This window comes from Acidisoma sibiricum, from assembly GCF_057837225.1.
On the sequence record NZ_CM174445.1, the window covers coordinates 100,730 to 117,019 of the forward strand.

The window sequence follows — 16,290 nt, forward strand, 5'->3', positions numbered from 1 at the left end:
AAGCAGGATGGAGCGATTTGCGGACCGGTATACGTTTTCTCCTTGGGACGGAAACACGCTTCCTGTCGGATATTGATCCGACCCGGACGGTCCTTGACTATCTCCGTGACGATGAAAGCCTTTGCGGCACGAAGGAAGGCTGCGCCGAAGGCGATTGCGGCGCCTGCACGGTGATGCTGGCGGAACGCGACGGAGCGGGCGGCATCCGCTACCGGCCGGTGAATAGCTGCATCATGTTTGTGCCCGCGCTGGACGGAAAACAGCTTGTTGCAATCGAACATATTCGCAGCTCGGACGGAAAATTGCATACCGTCCAGCAGGCAATGATGGACCATCATGCGGCCCAATGCGGCTTCTGCACGCCGGGCATTGTCATGTCACTGGCGACCCTGCATCGCGAAGGGGCGCCCGCAGACCGGTCAAGCGTCGCGGATGCCCTCGCCGGCAATCTATGCCGCTGCACCGGCTATCGGCCGATTTACGATGCCGCCCGCAGCGCCCTGGCCATCCCGCGGGAGGACTCCCAGCGCGCGCAGGAGAGCGCCGCTCTGGCAGCCGCGCTCGAAGCGCTCGGAACAAGCGCGGAAACGCTGGAGGTGACCGGCACCGGCCGCCGCTTCGTGGCCCCGCGTTCTCTTGATGAACTGACAGCCGCCTATGCGGCAGCGCCGGACGCGATAATTTTGGGCGGTGGCACCGATATCGGTCTTTGGGTGACGAAGCAGCGGCGGCATCTGGCTGTGCTGATCGCGACCGAGCACGTGCCGGAATTGCGCCAGATCGTGGTGAGTGATCGTCATCTGACAATCGGCGCCGCCGTGCCTTACGCCGATGCGGCGGCAAGCCTTGCCACCTGGCATCCTGTGACCGCGACGCTGCTGCGCCGCATCGGCTCCCGTCAGATCAGGGAACGCGGCACGATCGGCGGCAATATCGCCAATGCCTCGCCGATCGGCGACATGCCACCGCTGCTGATCGCCATGGGGGCGACGCTGCTGCTTGCGTCCGACAGCGGTCAGCGGCGCCTGGCCATCGAATCCTTCTTTCATGGCTACAGGGAGACGGATCTGCGCCCTGGCGAGATCCTGGCCGGTATCGAGATTCCGAAGCCGCTGCCCGATACGCGTCTTGGCATCTACAAGGTTTCAAAACGCTTCGACCAGGATATCTCCGCCGTCTGTGCGGGCTTTGCGCTGCAATTGGAGGACGGCCGCGTCCACTCGATGCGCATTGCCTATGGCGGCATGGCCGCGACACCGGTGCGCGCTACCGCCATTGAAGCGATGCTGGCGGGCGAGGTTTGGGGCCTGGCTTCGGTTGAAAGGGCGATGGCAGCCCTCGACGACGTCTTCACGCCGCTGTCGGATATGCGAGCCTCGGCGCACTATCGCCAAACCCTTGCCCGCAATCTTTTACTTAAATTCTACCTGGAACATCCGGCGGACGGCGTAGCACCGGTCACACTCAGGCTCGACCAGCCGGAGGCGCTGCCCGCATGACAAGCCCGATCGGCGCCTCCCTGCCCCACGACAGCGCCCGTCTGCATGTCAGCGGCGAAGCGCTTTATATCGACGACCTGCCCGAGCCGCGCGGATTGCTGCATGCGGCGATGGGCCTGAGCCGCGAGGCCCATGCGCGTATCCTGACACTTGACCTGACAGCGGTGCGCGCGGCGCCGGGCGTCGTCGACGTCATCGCTGCCGAAGACGTGCCCGGCCTTAACGATATCGGCCCGATCCTGCCCGGCGATCCCATTTTTGCCGATGGCGTCACGCAATATTATGGCCAGGTCTTGTTCGCGGTGGCTGCGCGCAGCCGGGCGGAAGCGCGCGCCGCGGCCGCTTTGGCGCAAGTCACATACGAGCCGCTGCCACCAATCCTGACGCTGGATGATGCGCTGGCGCATGAGGATGCGCGCGTCTCTCCCAGTCGGCTGATGAAACGCGGCGAGCCGACACTGGCCATCGCGCGCGCGCGTCACAGGCTGCACGGCACGCTGTTTGTCGGCGGGCAGGATCACTTCTACCTCGAAGGCCAGATAGCAGTCGCTTATCCCGGTGAGCAAGGCGACATGCTCATTCAAAGCTCGACCCAAAACCCGTCGGAGTTGCAGCACCTGGTGGCGCATGCCCTGGACGTGCCCGATCATTCGGTTGTCTGCGAAACACGGCGCATGGGCGGCGGTTTCGGTGGCAAGGAAAGTCAGGCCGCCATTCCCGCAGCAATCGCAGCCTTGCTTGCCGCCCGCACTGGCCGCGCCGTGAAATGCCGCATGGACCGCGATGACGACATGATCGTCACCGGCAAGCGGCATCCCTTCCGCATCGACTACGACGTCGGTTTTGACGAGAAAGGTTTGATTGGCGGCATCCATTTCATGCTCGCGGGCGATTGCGGCCATTCAGCTGACCTGTCGCCGGGCGTGAACGACCGCGCGATGATGCATGCCGATAACTGCTATTATCTGGAGAACGTATCCATTCTCTCGCATCGCTGCCGCACGAACACCGTCTCGCACACGGCGTTTCGCGGCTTTGGCGGCCCGCAGGGCATTATGGGTATCGAGCATGTGCTGGATGAGATTGCACGCCACCTGAAGCAGGACCCGCTCACCATCCGTCAGCGCAATTTCTATGGTATCACGGCGCGTAACATCACGCCCTATGGCATGACGGTCGAGGACAATATCATCGCAGCCCTGGTTGATGAGCTTGCGCGCTCATCGGACTATGCGGCGCGTCGGTCAGCGATTGCGACCTTCAATCAGAGCAGCCGCTGGATCAAGCGCGGCATCGCGCTGGTGCCGGTGAAATTCGGCATTTCTTTCACGGCCATCCATCTCAATCAGGCCGGCGCGCTCGTGCAGCTCTATACCGACGGCAGCGTCTTGCTCAATCACGGCGGCACCGAGATGGGCCAAGGGCTTTTCATCAAGGTAGCGCAGGTCGTGGCCGAGGAATTCGGCATCGCCATCGACCGCGTGCGCGTGACGGCAACGAGCACCGCGAAAGTGCCGAATACCTCTCCGACCGCAGCCTCCGCCGGGACCGATCTCAATGCCCGCGCCGCGCAGGCGGCTGCCCATACCATCAAACAACGCCTGGCCCATGTTGCGGCGGAAACCTTCGGCATTCCCGCAACGGCAGTGATTTTTGCGGGTGGTGAGGTCATTGCCGGACGCAACCGGCTGCCCTTCGCGGAGCTTGCGAAGCTCGCCCGCCTGCAGCGCGTGTCGCTCTCCGCCACCGGCTTCTATGCGACGCCCAAGATCCATTTCAATGCCGAGACGCAGAGCGGCCGGCCCTTCTACTACTTCGCCTATGGCGCGGCCGTCGCCGAGGTGGAGGTCGACGGGCTGACCGGTGAATATCGCCAGCGCCGCGTGGATATTCTGCATGACTGCGGCAAGTCGCTGAACCCGGCGATCGACCTCGGCCAGATCGAAGGTGGTTTCGTGCAGGGCGCGGGCTGGCTGACATCCGAAGAATTGTGGTGGGACGACAAGGGCCGGCTGCGCACGCATGCGCCGTCAACCTACAAAATCCCTGCGATCGGCGATCTGGCACCGCAATTCCGGGCCCGCATCTATGAAGCCGGCCGCAATCGGGAGAATTCGATCTTCCGGTCCAAGGCTGTCGGCGAGCCGCCGCTCAATCTGGGTATTTCTGTCTTCCATGCGATCAAGGACGCGGTCGCCGCCTTCAGTGAGACAGAGGCCGTGCCGCATCTGGATGCACCGGCGACGCCCGAGCGCGTGCTGATGGCCATTGAAAATCTGCGTGCGGCAGCCCGCGCCAACGGGCCCGACGCACGGGCCGCTGAGTGATGCCGGCCTGGTTGGACGCGCTGAGCGCGCTCGACCAAAGGGGCGAGGCCGCTGTGCTGGTCAGCGTCATTCGCGCGCAGGGCTCAGTCCCGCGGGAAGCCGGCGTCAAGATGGTTGTGTCGGCAACCAGTGTCTGGGACACGATCGGCGGCGGCAATCTGGAGTTTCAAAGCATCCAGGACGCGCGTGCTTTGTTGGCGTCAGACAGCGCAACGCCGCTGGTCCGCGACTTTCCGCTCGGTCCCGCACTCGGCCAATGCTGCGGTGGCGCGACGACTGTGCTGTTCGAGCCGATGCGCCCGCCGGGCTGGACCATTGCGATTTTCGGCGCGGGTCACGTCGGCCGGGCGGTCGCGAAACTGCTGGCCGACCTGCCCTGCCGGCTGTTCTGGTTCGATGCCCGTCCGGGACTGCTGGAGGAAATACCAGTGGCCCGCAATACGCGGCGGCACGGGTCCGCCGCCGTCAGCGACGTCGCATCCCTGCCCAGCGGGACGGCCGTCCTCATCATGACGCATGATCACGGGCTCGATTTCGATCTGACGGAGGCGGCCCTGCGGCGTGCGGATCTCAGTTTCGTCGGCACCATCGGGTCAGAGACCAAGCGCGCCCGCTTTGCGAGCCGTCTGCGCCGCGCAGGGCTGGATGAAGCGAAGGTCGCCAAGCTGCACTGTCCGGTGGGACTGACCGATGTCGGCACCAAGCTACCCGCCGAAATCGCGATTGCCGTCGTGGCCCAATTGCTGATGCTGCGGCCAGGCATTGTGACGCCCGAACTCGAGGCCGCCGATAGACAACTGCCATCGACGCCGGCCGCCCTTTCGCCGCGCCAAAGCGGCTGTGGATCGCCTGGCTGCGACCCTGCCTGCAGTGGTGCCGAAGGTCAGACGCGCGCCTAACCGCGCCTCAGCACGAAAAGCCCCTGCTCGCCAAAGAGATTGGCGAGTTGCGGAAAGCGGCGCCAGGGCGCGCGGTGGCCTTCGTCATCCAGCGCCAGCCATTGTTCCACGACATAGCCTTCGGCTTTGCAGAGGTCGAAAAAGTCCTGAATGGTGCAGGGATGAATATTGGGCGTCTCGTACCACATCCGGTTCCAGCTTTTCGTCATCGGCATGCGACCGCTCAACAACAGCTGCGCCCGCAGATACCAGTGGCCGAAATTCGGAAAACTGACGATGGCGCGCGTGCTGATGCGCAGCATCTGCTGGAGCACTTCCAAAGGCCGCTCCACCGCCTGCAGGGTGCGCGTCAGCACGACATAGTCAAAGGCCTGGTCAGGGTAATGAACAAGGTCGGTATCGGCATCGCCCTGCATCACCGGCAGGCCATGGGCGACCGCGCGCGTCACCAGGGCCATATCGATTTCCAGGCCGCGCGCATCGCAGCCGCGGGTGTGAAACAGATGACCGATCAGCGCGCCATCCCCGCAGCCTATGTCGAGCACGCGCGTGCCCGGTTTCACCAGATCGGCGATGAGCTGCAGGTCGACACGCATGGCGCGCGCCGCCTGCAGCTGACGGCCGGCGCGCGCAGTACCGTCAGGCATTACGCGATCTCCTTCTGCGGCAGGCCACGATGCTCGGCACAGCCCGCGATGAAGCCCGCCAAGGTGCGATGAAAATCGGGCTCATCGAGCAGGAAGGCGTCATGCCCCTTGTCGCTCATGATCTCGACGAAGCTGACATTGGCCGCCCCCCGGATCAGCGCATTGACGACCTCCCGCGTCGCGGTGGTCGGAAACAGCCAGTCCGAACTGAAGGAGACCAGACAGAAGCGGGTGCGGGAGCCCGCGAAGGCGCGGGAGAGGTCGCCGCCGCGATCGAAGGCCAGATCGAAGAAATCCATCGCGCGCGTGATGGAGAGATAGGAATTGGCATCGAAACGGCGGACGAAGGCGCTGCCCTGATATTGCAAGTAGCTTTCGACCTCGAACTTGTCGTCGAGCAGGGTGAGGCTTGAGGCATCGCGCAGCCGCCGCCCGAATTTGCGCGTGAGCGCCGCTTCGCTGAGATAAGTGATATGGGCGACCATGCGGGCAACCGCCAGGCCACGGGCCGGAATGGCGCCGACCCGCCAGTATTCGCCGTTGTTGAAATCGGGATCGGCAAAGATCGCCTGTCGCCCGACCTCGTTGAAGGCGATGTTCTGGGCCGAATGATGCGCGCCGGACGCGATCGGCACGGCTGCGAAGACCGCGTCCGGGTAAGTCGCTGCCCATTCCAGCACCTGCATGCCGCCCATGGACCCACCGATGACCGCGAAAAGCTGGATAATGCCCAAATGATCGACGAGCTTCTTCTGGGCGCGCACCATGTCGCCGATCGTCACAGGCGGAAAGTCATGCCCCCAGGGCTCCTGCGGCTTCTCGTCATGCGGGCTGCGCGGCCCGGTGGAGCCCATGCAGCCGCCCAGCACATTGGTGCAGATAACAAAAAAACGGTTGGTATCAATGGGCAGGCCCGGACCCACGAGGTTCGACCACCAGCCGGCGCGGCCAGTCAGCGGATGCGTTTCTGCCACATACTGGTCCCCGGTCAGGGCATGGCAGATGAGGATCGCATTGCTACGCTCGGCGTTGAGGCTGCCATAGCTGCGATAGGCGACCGTCAGCCGTTGCAGCGTCCGGCCGCAATCCAGCGTCATCCCTTCGGGGAAGACGACGGCCTGATGCTCAATTTCGGCAAAGGGCTCAAGCTGGTCCATGGGATTTTGATAGGATGCTGTGGGTCAGGGGGCAATGAGGCCAAGGGCGCAGCTGACCGGAAGGATTTCGATTGATGCTGGCAGGGCTGCTATAAGGACATGAGCCATGGTCGCCGGTTTGCTTCGCCGGGCGGTTACGGTATCAGTCAAATGACTTAAAAATTCACCGCGGTTTGCCATCGATGTCCAGTTCTGCCCAAGCCGCTCCCGGCGCGGACACCGTCTCCCCCCAGCCTGACGATCGTCTGCCTGCCCTTCGGGCGCAGCTGGACGTGCTGGATGACCACATTCTCGACCTGCTCACCCAGCGGGCGGTGGTGGTCGAAGAGGTCGCAGCGGCCAAGCGGGGCGCGGGCTCGATCCGCCCAGGGCGGGAGGCAGCCATTCTTCGCCGTCTTCTTGGCCGCCATCACGGCCCCTTGCCGCGCGGCGCCGTCATTCGCATCTGGCGGGAAATTTTCGCCTCCTCCATCGCCCAGCAGCAGAGCCTGCAGGTTGCGGTGTGCGACCCGGCCATGGACGGGCGCTTTCTGGCCGCCGCGCGTGAACATCTGGGGGCGCTGACGCCCATGCGGGCCTATCGCAGCCCCGCTCAGGCCATTGGCGAAGTGGCCGATGGCCGCGCCAGTGTGGCCATTCTGCCGCTGCCGGGCGAAGGCACCGGGGACGGTACCGGTCCCGGCTGGTGGCCGGGCCTGCTTCAGCACAATGCCAAGGGTCGCATCCATGTCGTGGCCCGCCTTCCCTTCTGGGCCAGCCGGCCCGAGGGTGCCGCCAGCGTCCAGGCGCTGATCATCTCCAATACCCCGGCCGATCCCTCGGGCGAGGATATTTCGCTGCTGGCTTTGGAAGTTCCGGCCCAGGTCAGTCTGGGCAGCCTGTCGAACGCCCTCAATTCTGCCGGCTTCAAGCCGCTGTCGATGCTGGTGCATCGCCCCACCGGCGTGCCGGCCGCCTTCCTGCTGGTCGAAGTCGATGGCTTCGTGACGGCCGACGACCCGCGCCTGGGCCAGATTACCGGTCTGCAGGCGCCACCCATGATTGTCGGCGCCTATGCGGTTGCCATTGCCGAGGAGCCCAGCGCATGAGCGAGCGACGCCACCCCACGCCGCGTCCCGAGATCATGGCGATCGCGCCTTATGTCGGTGGCGAATCGACTATTCCCGGCGTCTCGCGCATCATCAAACTCTCCTCCAACGAAGGGGCCTTCGGTGCGCCCCCTGCCGCCCGTGACGCCATCGCCGAGGGTGCGGCAAAGATGGCCCGGTATCCCGACGGCAGTGTGCGCGGGCTGCGGGAGGCGATCGGCGGTCATTTCGGTCTCGATCCCGCCCGCATCGTCTGTGGCAATGGCTCGGACGAGATTCTGAGCATGCTGGTCCAGGCCTATGGCGGCCCAGGCACCGAAATCCTGATGTCGCAATACGGTTTCTCGATCTACGAGATCTTCGGCACGCTCGCCGGCAGCACGGTCATCAAGGCGCCCGAGACCGATATGACGGCCGATATCGACGCGCTGCTGGCCGCCGTCACCGATAAGACGACCCTGGTGTTTCTGGCCAATCCGAACAACCCGACCGGCAGCTTGGTGCCGGAGACTGAACTGCGCCGCCTGCGCGAGCGCCTGCCGCCGCATGTGCTGCTGGTGATCGACGCGGCCTATGCCGAATATGTCGACCGGCCGGATTACGACGCCGGGCTGAGCCTGGTGGATGCGGACGAGAACACGATCATGACCCGTACCTTCAGCAAGATCTGGGGTCTTGGCGGTGCGCGGCTGGGCTGGTGTTACGGACCGGCGCCGATCATCGATGTGCTGAACCGGCTGCGGCCGCCGTTCAATATCAATGCGACCGCCGCCGCGGCCGGAATTGCGGCGCTCTCCCAACCCGGCTGGGCGGAGATGTCGCGCGATCACAATACCGCGGCGCGAGCGCGCGTGACGGCCGCTTTGACGCAGGCCGGCATCCGTGTCTGGCCGAGCGAAGGCAATTTCGTGCTGGCCGATTTCGGCAGCGCCGATCAGGCGCGCGCGGCGGATGCCGCGCTGAAGGCCGAGGGTATTATCGCCCGGGCACTGGTCTCCTACGGGCTGGCGCAATGCCTGCGCATCACCATAGGCACCGACGAGGAGTGCCAGTTGGTGACCGACTGCCTCAGCACCTTCATGGCCCGCGCCAATACGCTTGCGACCACGGATGCCTGACACTGCGGGTCCGATTTTTCAACGCCTGACGCTGATCGGCCTCGGCCTTATCGGCAGTTCCGTCGCGCGCGCCGCGCGGGAGACCGGGGTCGCGGTCGAGGTCGTCGCGCATGATTCGAGCGAAGCGGTCTGTGCGCGCGTCGCCGCACTGGGCATTGCCGATCATGTCGAGCCCGATCTGGCCCGTGCTGTGGCCGGGGCCGATTGCGTCATGCTCTGCGCGCCGGTGGGGGCTCTCGCCGATATTGCCGTTGTCATCGCGCCCCATATGGCAGCGGGCAGTATCCTGACCGATGTCGGGTCCACCAAGCTGTCGGTGGTGCGGGATGTGGGCCCCCTTGTGCCCGCGGGCGTGCATTTCGTGCCGGCCCATCCGCTGGCCGGCACCGAGTTTTCCGGCCCCGATGCCGGTTTCGCGGAGCTGTTCCAGGGCCGCTATTGTCTGGTGGTGCCGCCGGCCGGTACCGACGCTGCAGCCGTCGCCAAAATCATAAGCCTCTGGCAGCGGATGGGTGCGACGGTCGAGGAGATGGAGCCGGCGCATCATGACCGCGTGCTCGCGGTCGTCAGTCACCTCCCCCATCTTCTCGCTTTCACCATCTGCGGCACGGCGGATGATCTGGCGGACGAGACGCGGCAGGAGGTGCTGCGCTTTGCGGCCTCGGGCTTCAGGGATTTCACCCGCATCGCGGCCTCAGACCCCGTGATGTGGCGCGATATTTTCCTTAACAATCGCGAAGCGCTGCTGGAGATGCTGGCGCGCTTCACCGAGGATGCGCAGGCCATGGCAAAAGCCATCCGCTGGGGCGATGCCGGCTATATCGAGGACAAGGTGATGCGCGGTCGGAAAATCCGCCGCAGCCTGATCGAGATCAAGCAGGCTTAATCGCCGCCGCCATCATTGCATGGCTTTCGGCGGCCTCTGCCTTCAGCCAATCGCCGAAGGCGGCGGCGGCCGGGCTGAGATCGTCCAGATGCGGCGCAACGAGCCAATAGCTGCCGAAGGGAACCCGCAAGGCAAACGGCGCCACCAGCCGCCCGGCGGCGACATCCTCGGCGACCAGAGCCACATCGCCGAGCGCGACACCCTGCCCGCGAATCGCCGCTTGAATGGTCAGTGCTGGATCGTTGAAAATGGGCCCACGCGCCAGCGGCACTGCGGAAACGCCCGCTGCCTCCAGCCAGACAGCCCATGATTGCCGTCGATCGTCATGCAGCAGCGGATAGGTCAATAGCGCCTCCGGCGTGCGGAGTGGCTGCCCGGCTGCCAGCAGCGCGGGCGCAAGCACAGGGGTCACCAGGTAGGGCATCAGCGGCATGGCCTCGACACGGGGCCAATCCGCTTGCCCCGAACTATAGCGAATCGCGAGTTCGACCCGAGAGGCCCGGAATTCGACCAGCTGCGATTCGGCCGAAACCTCGACATCGATCTCGGGCCGCAGCGCGCGAAAACGGCTCAGCCGCGGCACCAGGAAGCAGGCGGCGAAGCCGGGCTCAGCGCTGACGACCAGCTCAGTGACCACCGGCGCGCTGGTCGCCGCATCCACCGCATCGGCGATGGCGTCAAAATTTTCGGAAAGGCGATCCAGGAGGCGCGAACCCGGCTCGGTCAGGGTCACCGCGCGATGATGGCGATTGAAGAGCTTGGTGCCGAGCAGCGCCTCCAGCTCGCGGATCTGCCGGCTGATGGCGGCTTGGGTGACGAAAAGCTCCTCTGCCGCGCGGCTGAAGCTTAACAGCCGGCCCGCGCTCTCGAAGCTGCGCAGCGCGGTTAAAGGCAGGCGGCCGCGCCGCATCGCATAACCTCAAGTTATTCGACTGCGACGATAAGCTCGTTTGAAGTGCACTGCCAAGGGGTGTCTTTTCCGCCCACAGGAGAAGCCCCATGACCCATTCAATCTTCAACACCCTTGGAGCCGCGTTTCAGATCACCACGTTTCAGAGCAACGCTTTTTCCACACCAAAGAAGCCCGAAACGGGTGTGACTGCAAAGACCGATATCACACCTCAGCCAAAGCCGCTGCCATGCCGTCCAGAAGGATATCGGCATGCTTTGCGGAGAAGGGCAGCGGCGGTCTGATCTTGAGACTATTACCGGCCTTGCCCGAGGCGCTGATCAAGATGCGGCGCTGACGGAGTGCGTTGACAATACGCCCCGCCAGGGCCGCATCGGGCGTCTTGCTGCCAGGATCGGTGACGAATTCGGCGGCGATGAACAGACCGTCGCCACGGATATCCGCCATCCGGCCGAAGCGCTGGGACAGATCGGCCAGACCGTCGCGCAGATAGGCCCCGACGGTCGCTGCATTCTCCATCAGCTTTTCGTCGCGCAGAATATCAAGCACGGCGAGGGCGGCAGCACAGCTCACCGGATTGCCGCCGAACGTATTGAAATACCGCGTGCGGCGGGCGAATTCATCGAACAGATGCGGACGTCCGACGACGCCCGCGATGGGCGTGCCATTGCCCATCGGCTTGCCGAGCGCGACGAGATCGGGCTCCACGCCATGGCGCGCAAAGCCCCACATGGCAGAGCCGGTGCGGCCGAAACCCGGCTGCACTTCATCGGCAATGAACAGCCCGCCGGCCGCGCGGATGGCATCGACCGCGGGCTGGATGAAGCCCCGCGGGTCTGTGCAGACGCCGTCGCTGGAAAACACCGTGTCGAACAGCAGTGCGGCCGGTGCCGCACCATGGCGCTTCAGATCAGCGATCGCGGCTTTGACATGGGCCGCGAAAGCCTGACCCATGCCTGCCGGATCATCGCGAAAACTGTCGGGCGCGGGAATGGTGCGGATATGAACGCCCAGGGGCACGCCGTCACCGAGCGATGGGGACAATTCGGATGCGGCAGTGGTGACGCCGTGATAGGCATTTTCGGTGACGATCACGCCCAACGCACCCGTATGGCTGCGCGCAATGCGAAGTGCGAGATCAATCGCCTCGCTCCCTGTGCAGGTCAGCATCACCTGCGAAAGCGCTGCTGGAAACAGCGCCGTCAGCCGTTCGGCATAATCGACCACCTTGTCGGTCAGATAGCGCGTATGTGTGTTGAGCTGTGCCATCTGGCGGCTGACCGCCTCGACCACCCGCGGATGGCAATGGCCGACGCAGGGGACGTTGTTATAGACATCGAGATAGGCCGTGCCGTCCGGCGCATAGAGCCAGACCCCCTCACCCCGTTCGAGATAGACAGGGTCATCGTAGAACAGACGATAGGAGGCGCCGAGCACCCGCTCCCGCCGACGGATCAGGGCGGCCGTCGCCTCAGGCAAATGATCCAGCTTGCTGCTGTCAAAAGCGTTGACCATGACGGCTTTGGGGCCGGATGCGTTCATGACGCTGTTTCCTTGTCTGCGCTCATCCGCGCGGCCTGCCACAGATCAAGCAGCCTCGCCTGGCCATTATCGGGGTTCATCTCTGCGACCCGCTGCATGACCTGCCAGGCGCGTCCGGCATTGCGCATGAGATAGTCCCGGTTTTCTGGATAGAGCGTCGTGCGCCAGGCGGGAATGAGCGCGCGCAAGGCGAGGCGCGTCGCGATGAGATCAAACAACACGCGGGCTTCAGTCTCGCTCAGGGGCCGGACCTGCTCATACCCTGTCAGGAGATGCAGGAGAGGGGCGAAAAGATCCGCCCCTTCCATCAGATCGAGATGGTAGGAGGCTGTGACCCCGATTTCCTGCACGACGGGGGCAGCCACCAGATCACCGAAATCGAGGATACCGGCCACGGCCTGCCCGTTCATGAGCATATTGCTGCCGGTGAGATCGTTGTGGATGACGCCCCGCGGCAGGTGCGGCAGCACTGGCAGGACACGGGCTTCAAAGCGGTCCAGCAAGATGGAAACCCATGCCCGCGGCTCGTCATCCGGGATCAGCGGCAGCAGCGGGCGCAATGACGCCGCATGCTGCATATCCCAGAGCAGCGGATGCTTTTCAGCCGCGGGATGCGAGAAACCCGCCAGCGCGCGCGCAATCCGCGCCAGCGCCTGCCCGATCGCAAACAGCCCCTGCGGCTGCAGGACGCGATGGGCCAGAAGATCGCCCTCCAGCCATGAAAACAGGCGCACTGGCAGCACCCGCCCATCCGCGTCGGCCACATGCGCAATCAGCGTGCCGTCCAGCGCCGGTATGACGCGCTGCACGGCGAGCGTCGGATCGCTGCGGCCGACATGGCAGAGCGCCTGGGTTTGAAAATCGGTCACATCCGGGTCTTCGCCGGCATTGGTGAATTTCAGAATGAAGCTGTCGCCCTCAGCCGTCATCATCCTGAAATTGCGGTCGCGCTCGCTGTGCAAGGACGATGCCCGGCCCTCTCTGCCCCAGATCTGCCGAAAGGTGGCTTCCGCCTCGGACGCCGTCACTTCCGGGACCGGGCTTGCGAGGACAGAAGCGGCCGCGCCGATCAAGGTTTCAGGCTTCATCCGTTTCAGGCTTTCGGCAAGGTGATGACGAAGCGCGCGCCCAGCACACGCCCTTCCTCATCATGCCGATTTTCTGCGCGAATGCGACCGTTCAAAGCCTCGATAATCTGCTTGCTGATGGAAAGGCCGAGGCCGGAATGCTTGCCGAAGCTCTCCCCCTCGGGACGTTCGGAATAGAAACGCTCAAAAACATCCTCAAGCTTGCCTTCAGGAATGCCGGGGCCCTCGTCGGCGACCGTGATCTCTACCATCCCATCCGCCATTTCCTGCGCCGCCAGTTCGATGCGGCCGGCCGGCGGGCTGAAGGAGCGCGCATTGCCGATAAGATTGCCCAGGACCTGCACCAGCCGGCCCTCAACCGCCGCGACGCCCAGGCCCGGCTTCATTTCGGCCGCGGTGACGATCGGCGCGCCGGGCAAACGTGTTGCATCATCAATATCAGCGAGCGCACCCAGCATGGCGACGATATCCAGACGCTCGGGCGCCGCGCGGGATATTTCGGCATCGACGCGAGAGGCGTCCGAAATATCGGTGATCAGCCGATCCAGCCGCATCACATCGTCATTCATGATGGCGAGAAGATTGCGCCTTTGCCCGGCATCCTCCACCCGGCGGAGCGTTTCGATCGCGCTGCGGATGGAGGTCAGCGGGTTTTTGATTTCATGGGAGACATCGGCCGCGAAACGTTCGATCGCGTCCATGCGGCCCCACAGCGCCATGGCAGAATCGGAGAGCGCGCGGGCGAGCGTGCTGATCTCATCGCCACGCTCCAGCAGGCTGGGCGGTACGGCGCCGGTGCGGCCATGGCCTTCCCGCATCTCCTGCGCAGCAATGGCGAGCCTAAGGATGGGGCGCGCGATCGTCTGCGCCAGATACCAGGACAGCAGTACGGTCAGCACGAGCGCGACGAAAAAGAGGGCGAGGATAGACATCCGCACCGACAGCACCGCCTGATCGACCCGGCGCGCGTCATGGGTCAGCAGCACCATACCGACCGTCTGATTGTCATGGGTAACCGGCTCCGCGACCGTCACCAGCAACCGCCCGTCCGGCGTGCGGCGAATATAGGGGGGCACTTCCTGGCCCGTATCATTGCCGCGGAGCGCGAGCACCGCCTTCAGATCAGGCTGCCAGTCCGCACCGTCCGCCTTATCGAGCTGGCGGACGGGAATGCCGCCGGCCGAGGGCGCCCAGGCAAGGAGATGGTCGTAGAACCAGCTGACCAGACTGCTGACCGCACCACCGGTCGCCGGCGGCGGCAGCGGTTCGGTCACTATGGCGCCCCCTGCCCCTTCACGCACCTGGCTGTCAGCGACCATATTGCCGTCGGGGCCGAAGAGACGGGCCTGGGCAAAGGGTGTGGGGTCGGTCAGCCGATAGAGCAGTGGCCGGGCAAGATCAGGGGCCAGCACCGAGTGGTCGCCCGAACCCGCCTGAACCGCGCTTTCGCCCAGGGCCCCGGCATAGATGCGTGCCTGCTCGCGGAGTGCCGAGACATCCGCATCCATCAGGCCGTTCTGATACTGATCGAGATAGAGCAGCCCGATGACGAGCAAGGCCAGCGGCAGAGCGTTGACCAGCAGAATGCGTCTGAGAAAGGGAGAGGCGAAGCGCCGCCGCGGCGGTGGGGCTGCCGCCGACGACTGTGGTCCAGCGTCCGGCGCCGCCGCCTGCTTGGAAAGGGCCGCGCCGTCCGGCATCAGTTTTCCTTGTAGCGATAGCCGATGCCGTAGAGGGTTTCGATCTGGTCGAAACTGTCATCCTGCATGCGGAATTTCTTGCGCACCCGCTTGATATGGCTGTCGATGGTGCGGTCGTCGACATAGATATTCTCGCCATAGGCGGCATCGATGAGCTGGTCACGGGACTTGACCATGCCGGGGCGCGCGGCCAGGGCCTTCACCAGCAGGAATTCCGTCACCGTCAGCTGGATGTCTTTTCCCTTCCACAGACACTGGTGCTTGGTCTCATCGAGGGTGAGATCGCTGCGTACCATGACGCCGGTCGGTGCCACGCCTGAGCCTTCGGCCCGGCTGACCTCGTTGCGGCGCAGCAGCGTGCGGATGCGCTCCAGCAGCAGGCGCTGGCTGAAGGGCTTCTTGATATAGTCATCCGCGCCGAGCCGGAGACCCATAAGCTCATCCACCTCCTCGTCCTTGCTGGTGAGCAGGATCACCGGCAAGGCGCTGCGCTGCCGCAGCCTTTGCAACAGCTCCATGCCGTCCATCCGCGGCATTTTGATGTCGAGTACGGCGAGATCGACCGGCCGGGCAATCAGGCCCTGCAGCGCGCTTTCCCCATCAGTATAGGTGCGGACCTGAAAGCCTTCCTGCTCCAAGGTCATGGAGACGCTAGCAAGAATGTTGCGGTCGTCGTCCACGAGCGCGATGGTGTGCTTCATCATAGAAAGCTTTCGCCTGTTTTTGCCCGAGCCTGGCGGCCCGGGGCGTAAATGCGATTGGGCTTAGCGTCTGAGATGGATATCGCCAAGCCGGGCGCTACCGGTATCGAGCAGAGAATCTGGCCCGTGAATCAGATATTTCGAGCGGAAATCGTGGAATCGCCACCTGAGGTTTACAACAGGCGCTATAAAAAACCCAGAAGACGGGCCTGGGCAAAGGCTGCGATGGTGATCGCATCGCGAATGACGCCGTCACGGATCATGCGCTCTACCTCGGCCAGTTTGAAGCGCCCGAGCACCATGTCCTGCTCTTCCAGCTCTCGCTGGGTCTCTCCCATCGTCAGCTGGGTCGCGAAGAAGACACGGCCTTGCTGGCTGGAATAGCCGGCCGCCTGGAAAACCCTGCCGATTTCGCGCAATTCCCCGGCGACCAGCCCGGTCTCCTCGCGCAATTCAGCGGCTGCGAGCGTCGTGGGTGCCACGTCCTGCCATTCCCAGGTCCCCATCGGAAATTCCCAGACCCGCTGGCCGATGGGATAGCGGAACTGCTCGACCAGATAGATATCGCCGTCCTGCACCGGGCAGATGACCGCAAATTCAGCGCGCTCCAGAACCGAATAGATGCCCTCCGACCCGTCCAGCCGGCGGACCTTGTCTTCCCGCAGGCGCAGCCAGCGGTTCTCATAGACAAGCCGGCTTGAAAGACAGGTGATGGCGTCGGTCATCGG

The 16,290-nt window shown here is 64.3% G+C and carries 14 protein-coding genes; 6 read left to right on the top strand and 8 right to left on the bottom strand.

From position 1 onward, the window contains the following. The first annotated feature begins 17 nt into the window (after positions 1 to 17). The 3 genes from xdhA to xdhC are packed head-to-tail and all read left to right on the top strand — an operon-like array spanning position 18 to position 4,725. Positions 18 to 1,499: a xanthine dehydrogenase small subunit gene (gene xdhA / locus AC3G7M_RS00490; RefSeq protein ID WP_489213729.1), complete on the top strand. Its 1,482-nt coding sequence runs from the start codon at positions 18 to 20 to the stop codon at positions 1,497 to 1,499. Continuing rightward, positions 1,496 to 3,826, top strand: a complete 2,331-nt coding sequence (gene xdhB / locus AC3G7M_RS00495; RefSeq protein ID WP_489213730.1) for a xanthine dehydrogenase molybdopterin binding subunit — start codon at positions 1,496 to 1,498, stop codon at positions 3,824 to 3,826. The genes xdhA and xdhB overlap by 4 nt, the downstream gene beginning before the upstream one ends. Then, positions 3,826 to 4,725: a xanthine dehydrogenase accessory protein XdhC gene (gene xdhC / locus AC3G7M_RS00500; protein ID WP_489213732.1), complete on the top strand. Its 900-nt coding sequence runs from the start codon at positions 3,826 to 3,828 to the stop codon at positions 4,723 to 4,725. The genes xdhB and xdhC overlap by 1 nt, the downstream gene beginning before the upstream one ends. Here the strand turns inward: xdhC and metW are convergent. Together metW and metX are read right to left on the bottom strand one after the other, a co-directional pair. After that, entirely contained in the window at positions 4,722 to 5,321 is a 600-nt protein-coding gene (gene metW, locus AC3G7M_RS00505; protein ID WP_489216113.1) for a methionine biosynthesis protein MetW, read from the bottom strand. The two genes, xdhC and metW, sit on opposite strands and share 4 nt — an antisense overlap. A 50-nt stretch (positions 5,322 to 5,371) precedes the next feature. Next, positions 5,372 to 6,529, bottom strand: coding sequence for a homoserine O-acetyltransferase MetX (gene metX, locus AC3G7M_RS00510; protein WP_489213734.1), 1,158 nt, complete (start codon positions 6,527 to 6,529; stop codon positions 5,372 to 5,374). A gap of 182 nt (positions 6,530 to 6,711) precedes the next feature. Here metX and AC3G7M_RS00515 point away from each other — a divergent pair, with 182 nt between their 5' ends. The 3 genes from AC3G7M_RS00515 to AC3G7M_RS00525 are packed head-to-tail and all read left to right on the top strand — an operon-like array spanning position 6,712 to position 9,621. Further along, positions 6,712 to 7,617: a chorismate mutase gene (locus AC3G7M_RS00515; RefSeq protein ID WP_489213735.1), complete on the top strand. Its 906-nt coding sequence runs from the start codon at positions 6,712 to 6,714 to the stop codon at positions 7,615 to 7,617. Next, positions 7,614 to 8,735: a histidinol-phosphate transaminase gene (gene hisC, locus AC3G7M_RS00520; protein WP_489213737.1), complete on the top strand. Its 1,122-nt coding sequence runs from the start codon at positions 7,614 to 7,616 to the stop codon at positions 8,733 to 8,735. The genes AC3G7M_RS00515 and hisC overlap by 4 nt, the downstream gene beginning before the upstream one ends. Further along, positions 8,728 to 9,621 (top strand): prephenate/arogenate dehydrogenase family protein, encoded by an 894-nt coding sequence (locus tag AC3G7M_RS00525; RefSeq protein WP_489213739.1) that lies wholly within the window; start codon positions 8,728 to 8,730, stop codon positions 9,619 to 9,621. Before hisC ends, AC3G7M_RS00525 begins: the two co-directional genes overlap by 8 nt. Here AC3G7M_RS00525 and gcvA read toward each other — a convergent pair. From gcvA to AC3G7M_RS00555, 6 genes are all read right to left on the bottom strand, one after another. Beyond that, positions 9,608 to 10,531, bottom strand: a complete 924-nt coding sequence (gene gcvA / locus AC3G7M_RS00530) for a transcriptional regulator GcvA (RefSeq protein WP_489213740.1) — start codon at positions 10,529 to 10,531, stop codon at positions 9,608 to 9,610. The two genes, AC3G7M_RS00525 and gcvA, sit on opposite strands and share 14 nt — an antisense overlap. Positions 10,532 to 10,735: 204 nt before the next feature. Continuing rightward, complete coding sequence (locus AC3G7M_RS00535; protein WP_489213742.1) at positions 10,736 to 12,073, bottom strand: aspartate aminotransferase family protein; 1,338 nt, start codon at positions 12,071 to 12,073, stop codon at positions 10,736 to 10,738. Beyond that, positions 12,070 to 13,161: a phosphotransferase gene (locus AC3G7M_RS00540; protein ID WP_489213744.1), complete on the bottom strand. Its 1,092-nt coding sequence runs from the start codon at positions 13,159 to 13,161 to the stop codon at positions 12,070 to 12,072. Before AC3G7M_RS00540 ends, AC3G7M_RS00535 begins: the two co-directional genes overlap by 4 nt. Before the next feature lie 5 nt (positions 13,162 to 13,166). Continuing rightward, the gene (locus tag AC3G7M_RS00545; RefSeq protein WP_489213746.1) at positions 13,167 to 14,861 is read right to left on the bottom strand and encodes a stimulus-sensing domain-containing protein; all 1,695 of its coding nucleotides are present in this window, start codon (positions 14,859 to 14,861) and stop codon (positions 13,167 to 13,169) included. Further along, positions 14,861 to 15,562 carry a response regulator transcription factor gene (locus tag AC3G7M_RS00550; RefSeq protein ID WP_489216115.1) on the bottom strand — a complete coding sequence of 234 codons (702 nt, stop codon included), beginning with the start codon at positions 15,560 to 15,562 and terminating at the stop codon, positions 14,861 to 14,863. The genes AC3G7M_RS00545 and AC3G7M_RS00550 overlap by 1 nt, the downstream gene beginning before the upstream one ends. Before the next feature lie 185 nt (positions 15,563 to 15,747). Continuing rightward, positions 15,748 to 16,287 (bottom strand): NUDIX domain-containing protein, encoded by a 540-nt coding sequence (locus tag AC3G7M_RS00555; RefSeq protein ID WP_489213748.1) that lies wholly within the window; start codon positions 16,285 to 16,287, stop codon positions 15,748 to 15,750. Between the last annotated feature and the right edge of the window lie 3 nt (positions 16,288 to 16,290).

Coding starts and splice junctions, on each gene's coding strand:
- xdhB (WP_489213730.1), top strand. CDS start 1,496: ATGACAAGCCCGATCGGCGCCTCCCTGCCCCACGACAGCGCCCGTCTG.
- xdhC (WP_489213732.1), top strand. CDS start 3,826: ATGCCGGCCTGGTTGGACGCGCTGAGCGCGCTCGACCAAAGGGGCGAG.
- metW (WP_489216113.1), bottom strand. CDS start 5,321: ATGCGTGTCGACCTGCAGCTCATCGCCGATCTGGTGAAACCGGGCACG.
- metX (WP_489213734.1), bottom strand. CDS start 6,529: ATGGACCAGCTTGAGCCCTTTGCCGAAATTGAGCATCAGGCCGTCGTC.
- AC3G7M_RS00515 (WP_489213735.1), top strand. CDS start 6,712: ATGTCCAGTTCTGCCCAAGCCGCTCCCGGCGCGGACACCGTCTCCCCC.
- hisC (WP_489213737.1), top strand. CDS start 7,614: ATGAGCGAGCGACGCCACCCCACGCCGCGTCCCGAGATCATGGCGATC.
- AC3G7M_RS00525 (WP_489213739.1), top strand. CDS start 8,728: ATGCCTGACACTGCGGGTCCGATTTTTCAACGCCTGACGCTGATCGGC.
- gcvA (WP_489213740.1), bottom strand. CDS start 10,531: ATGCGGCGCGGCCGCCTGCCTTTAACCGCGCTGCGCAGCTTCGAGAGC.
- AC3G7M_RS00535 (WP_489213742.1), bottom strand. CDS start 12,073: ATGAACGCATCCGGCCCCAAAGCCGTCATGGTCAACGCTTTTGACAGC.
- AC3G7M_RS00540 (WP_489213744.1), bottom strand. CDS start 13,161: ATGAAGCCTGAAACCTTGATCGGCGCGGCCGCTTCTGTCCTCGCAAGC.
- AC3G7M_RS00545 (WP_489213746.1), bottom strand. CDS start 14,861: ATGCCGGACGGCGCGGCCCTTTCCAAGCAGGCGGCGGCGCCGGACGCT.
- AC3G7M_RS00550 (WP_489216115.1), bottom strand. CDS start 15,562: ATGAAGCACACCATCGCGCTCGTGGACGACGACCGCAACATTCTTGCT.
- AC3G7M_RS00555 (WP_489213748.1), bottom strand. CDS start 16,287: ATGACCGACGCCATCACCTGTCTTTCAAGCCGGCTTGTCTATGAGAAC.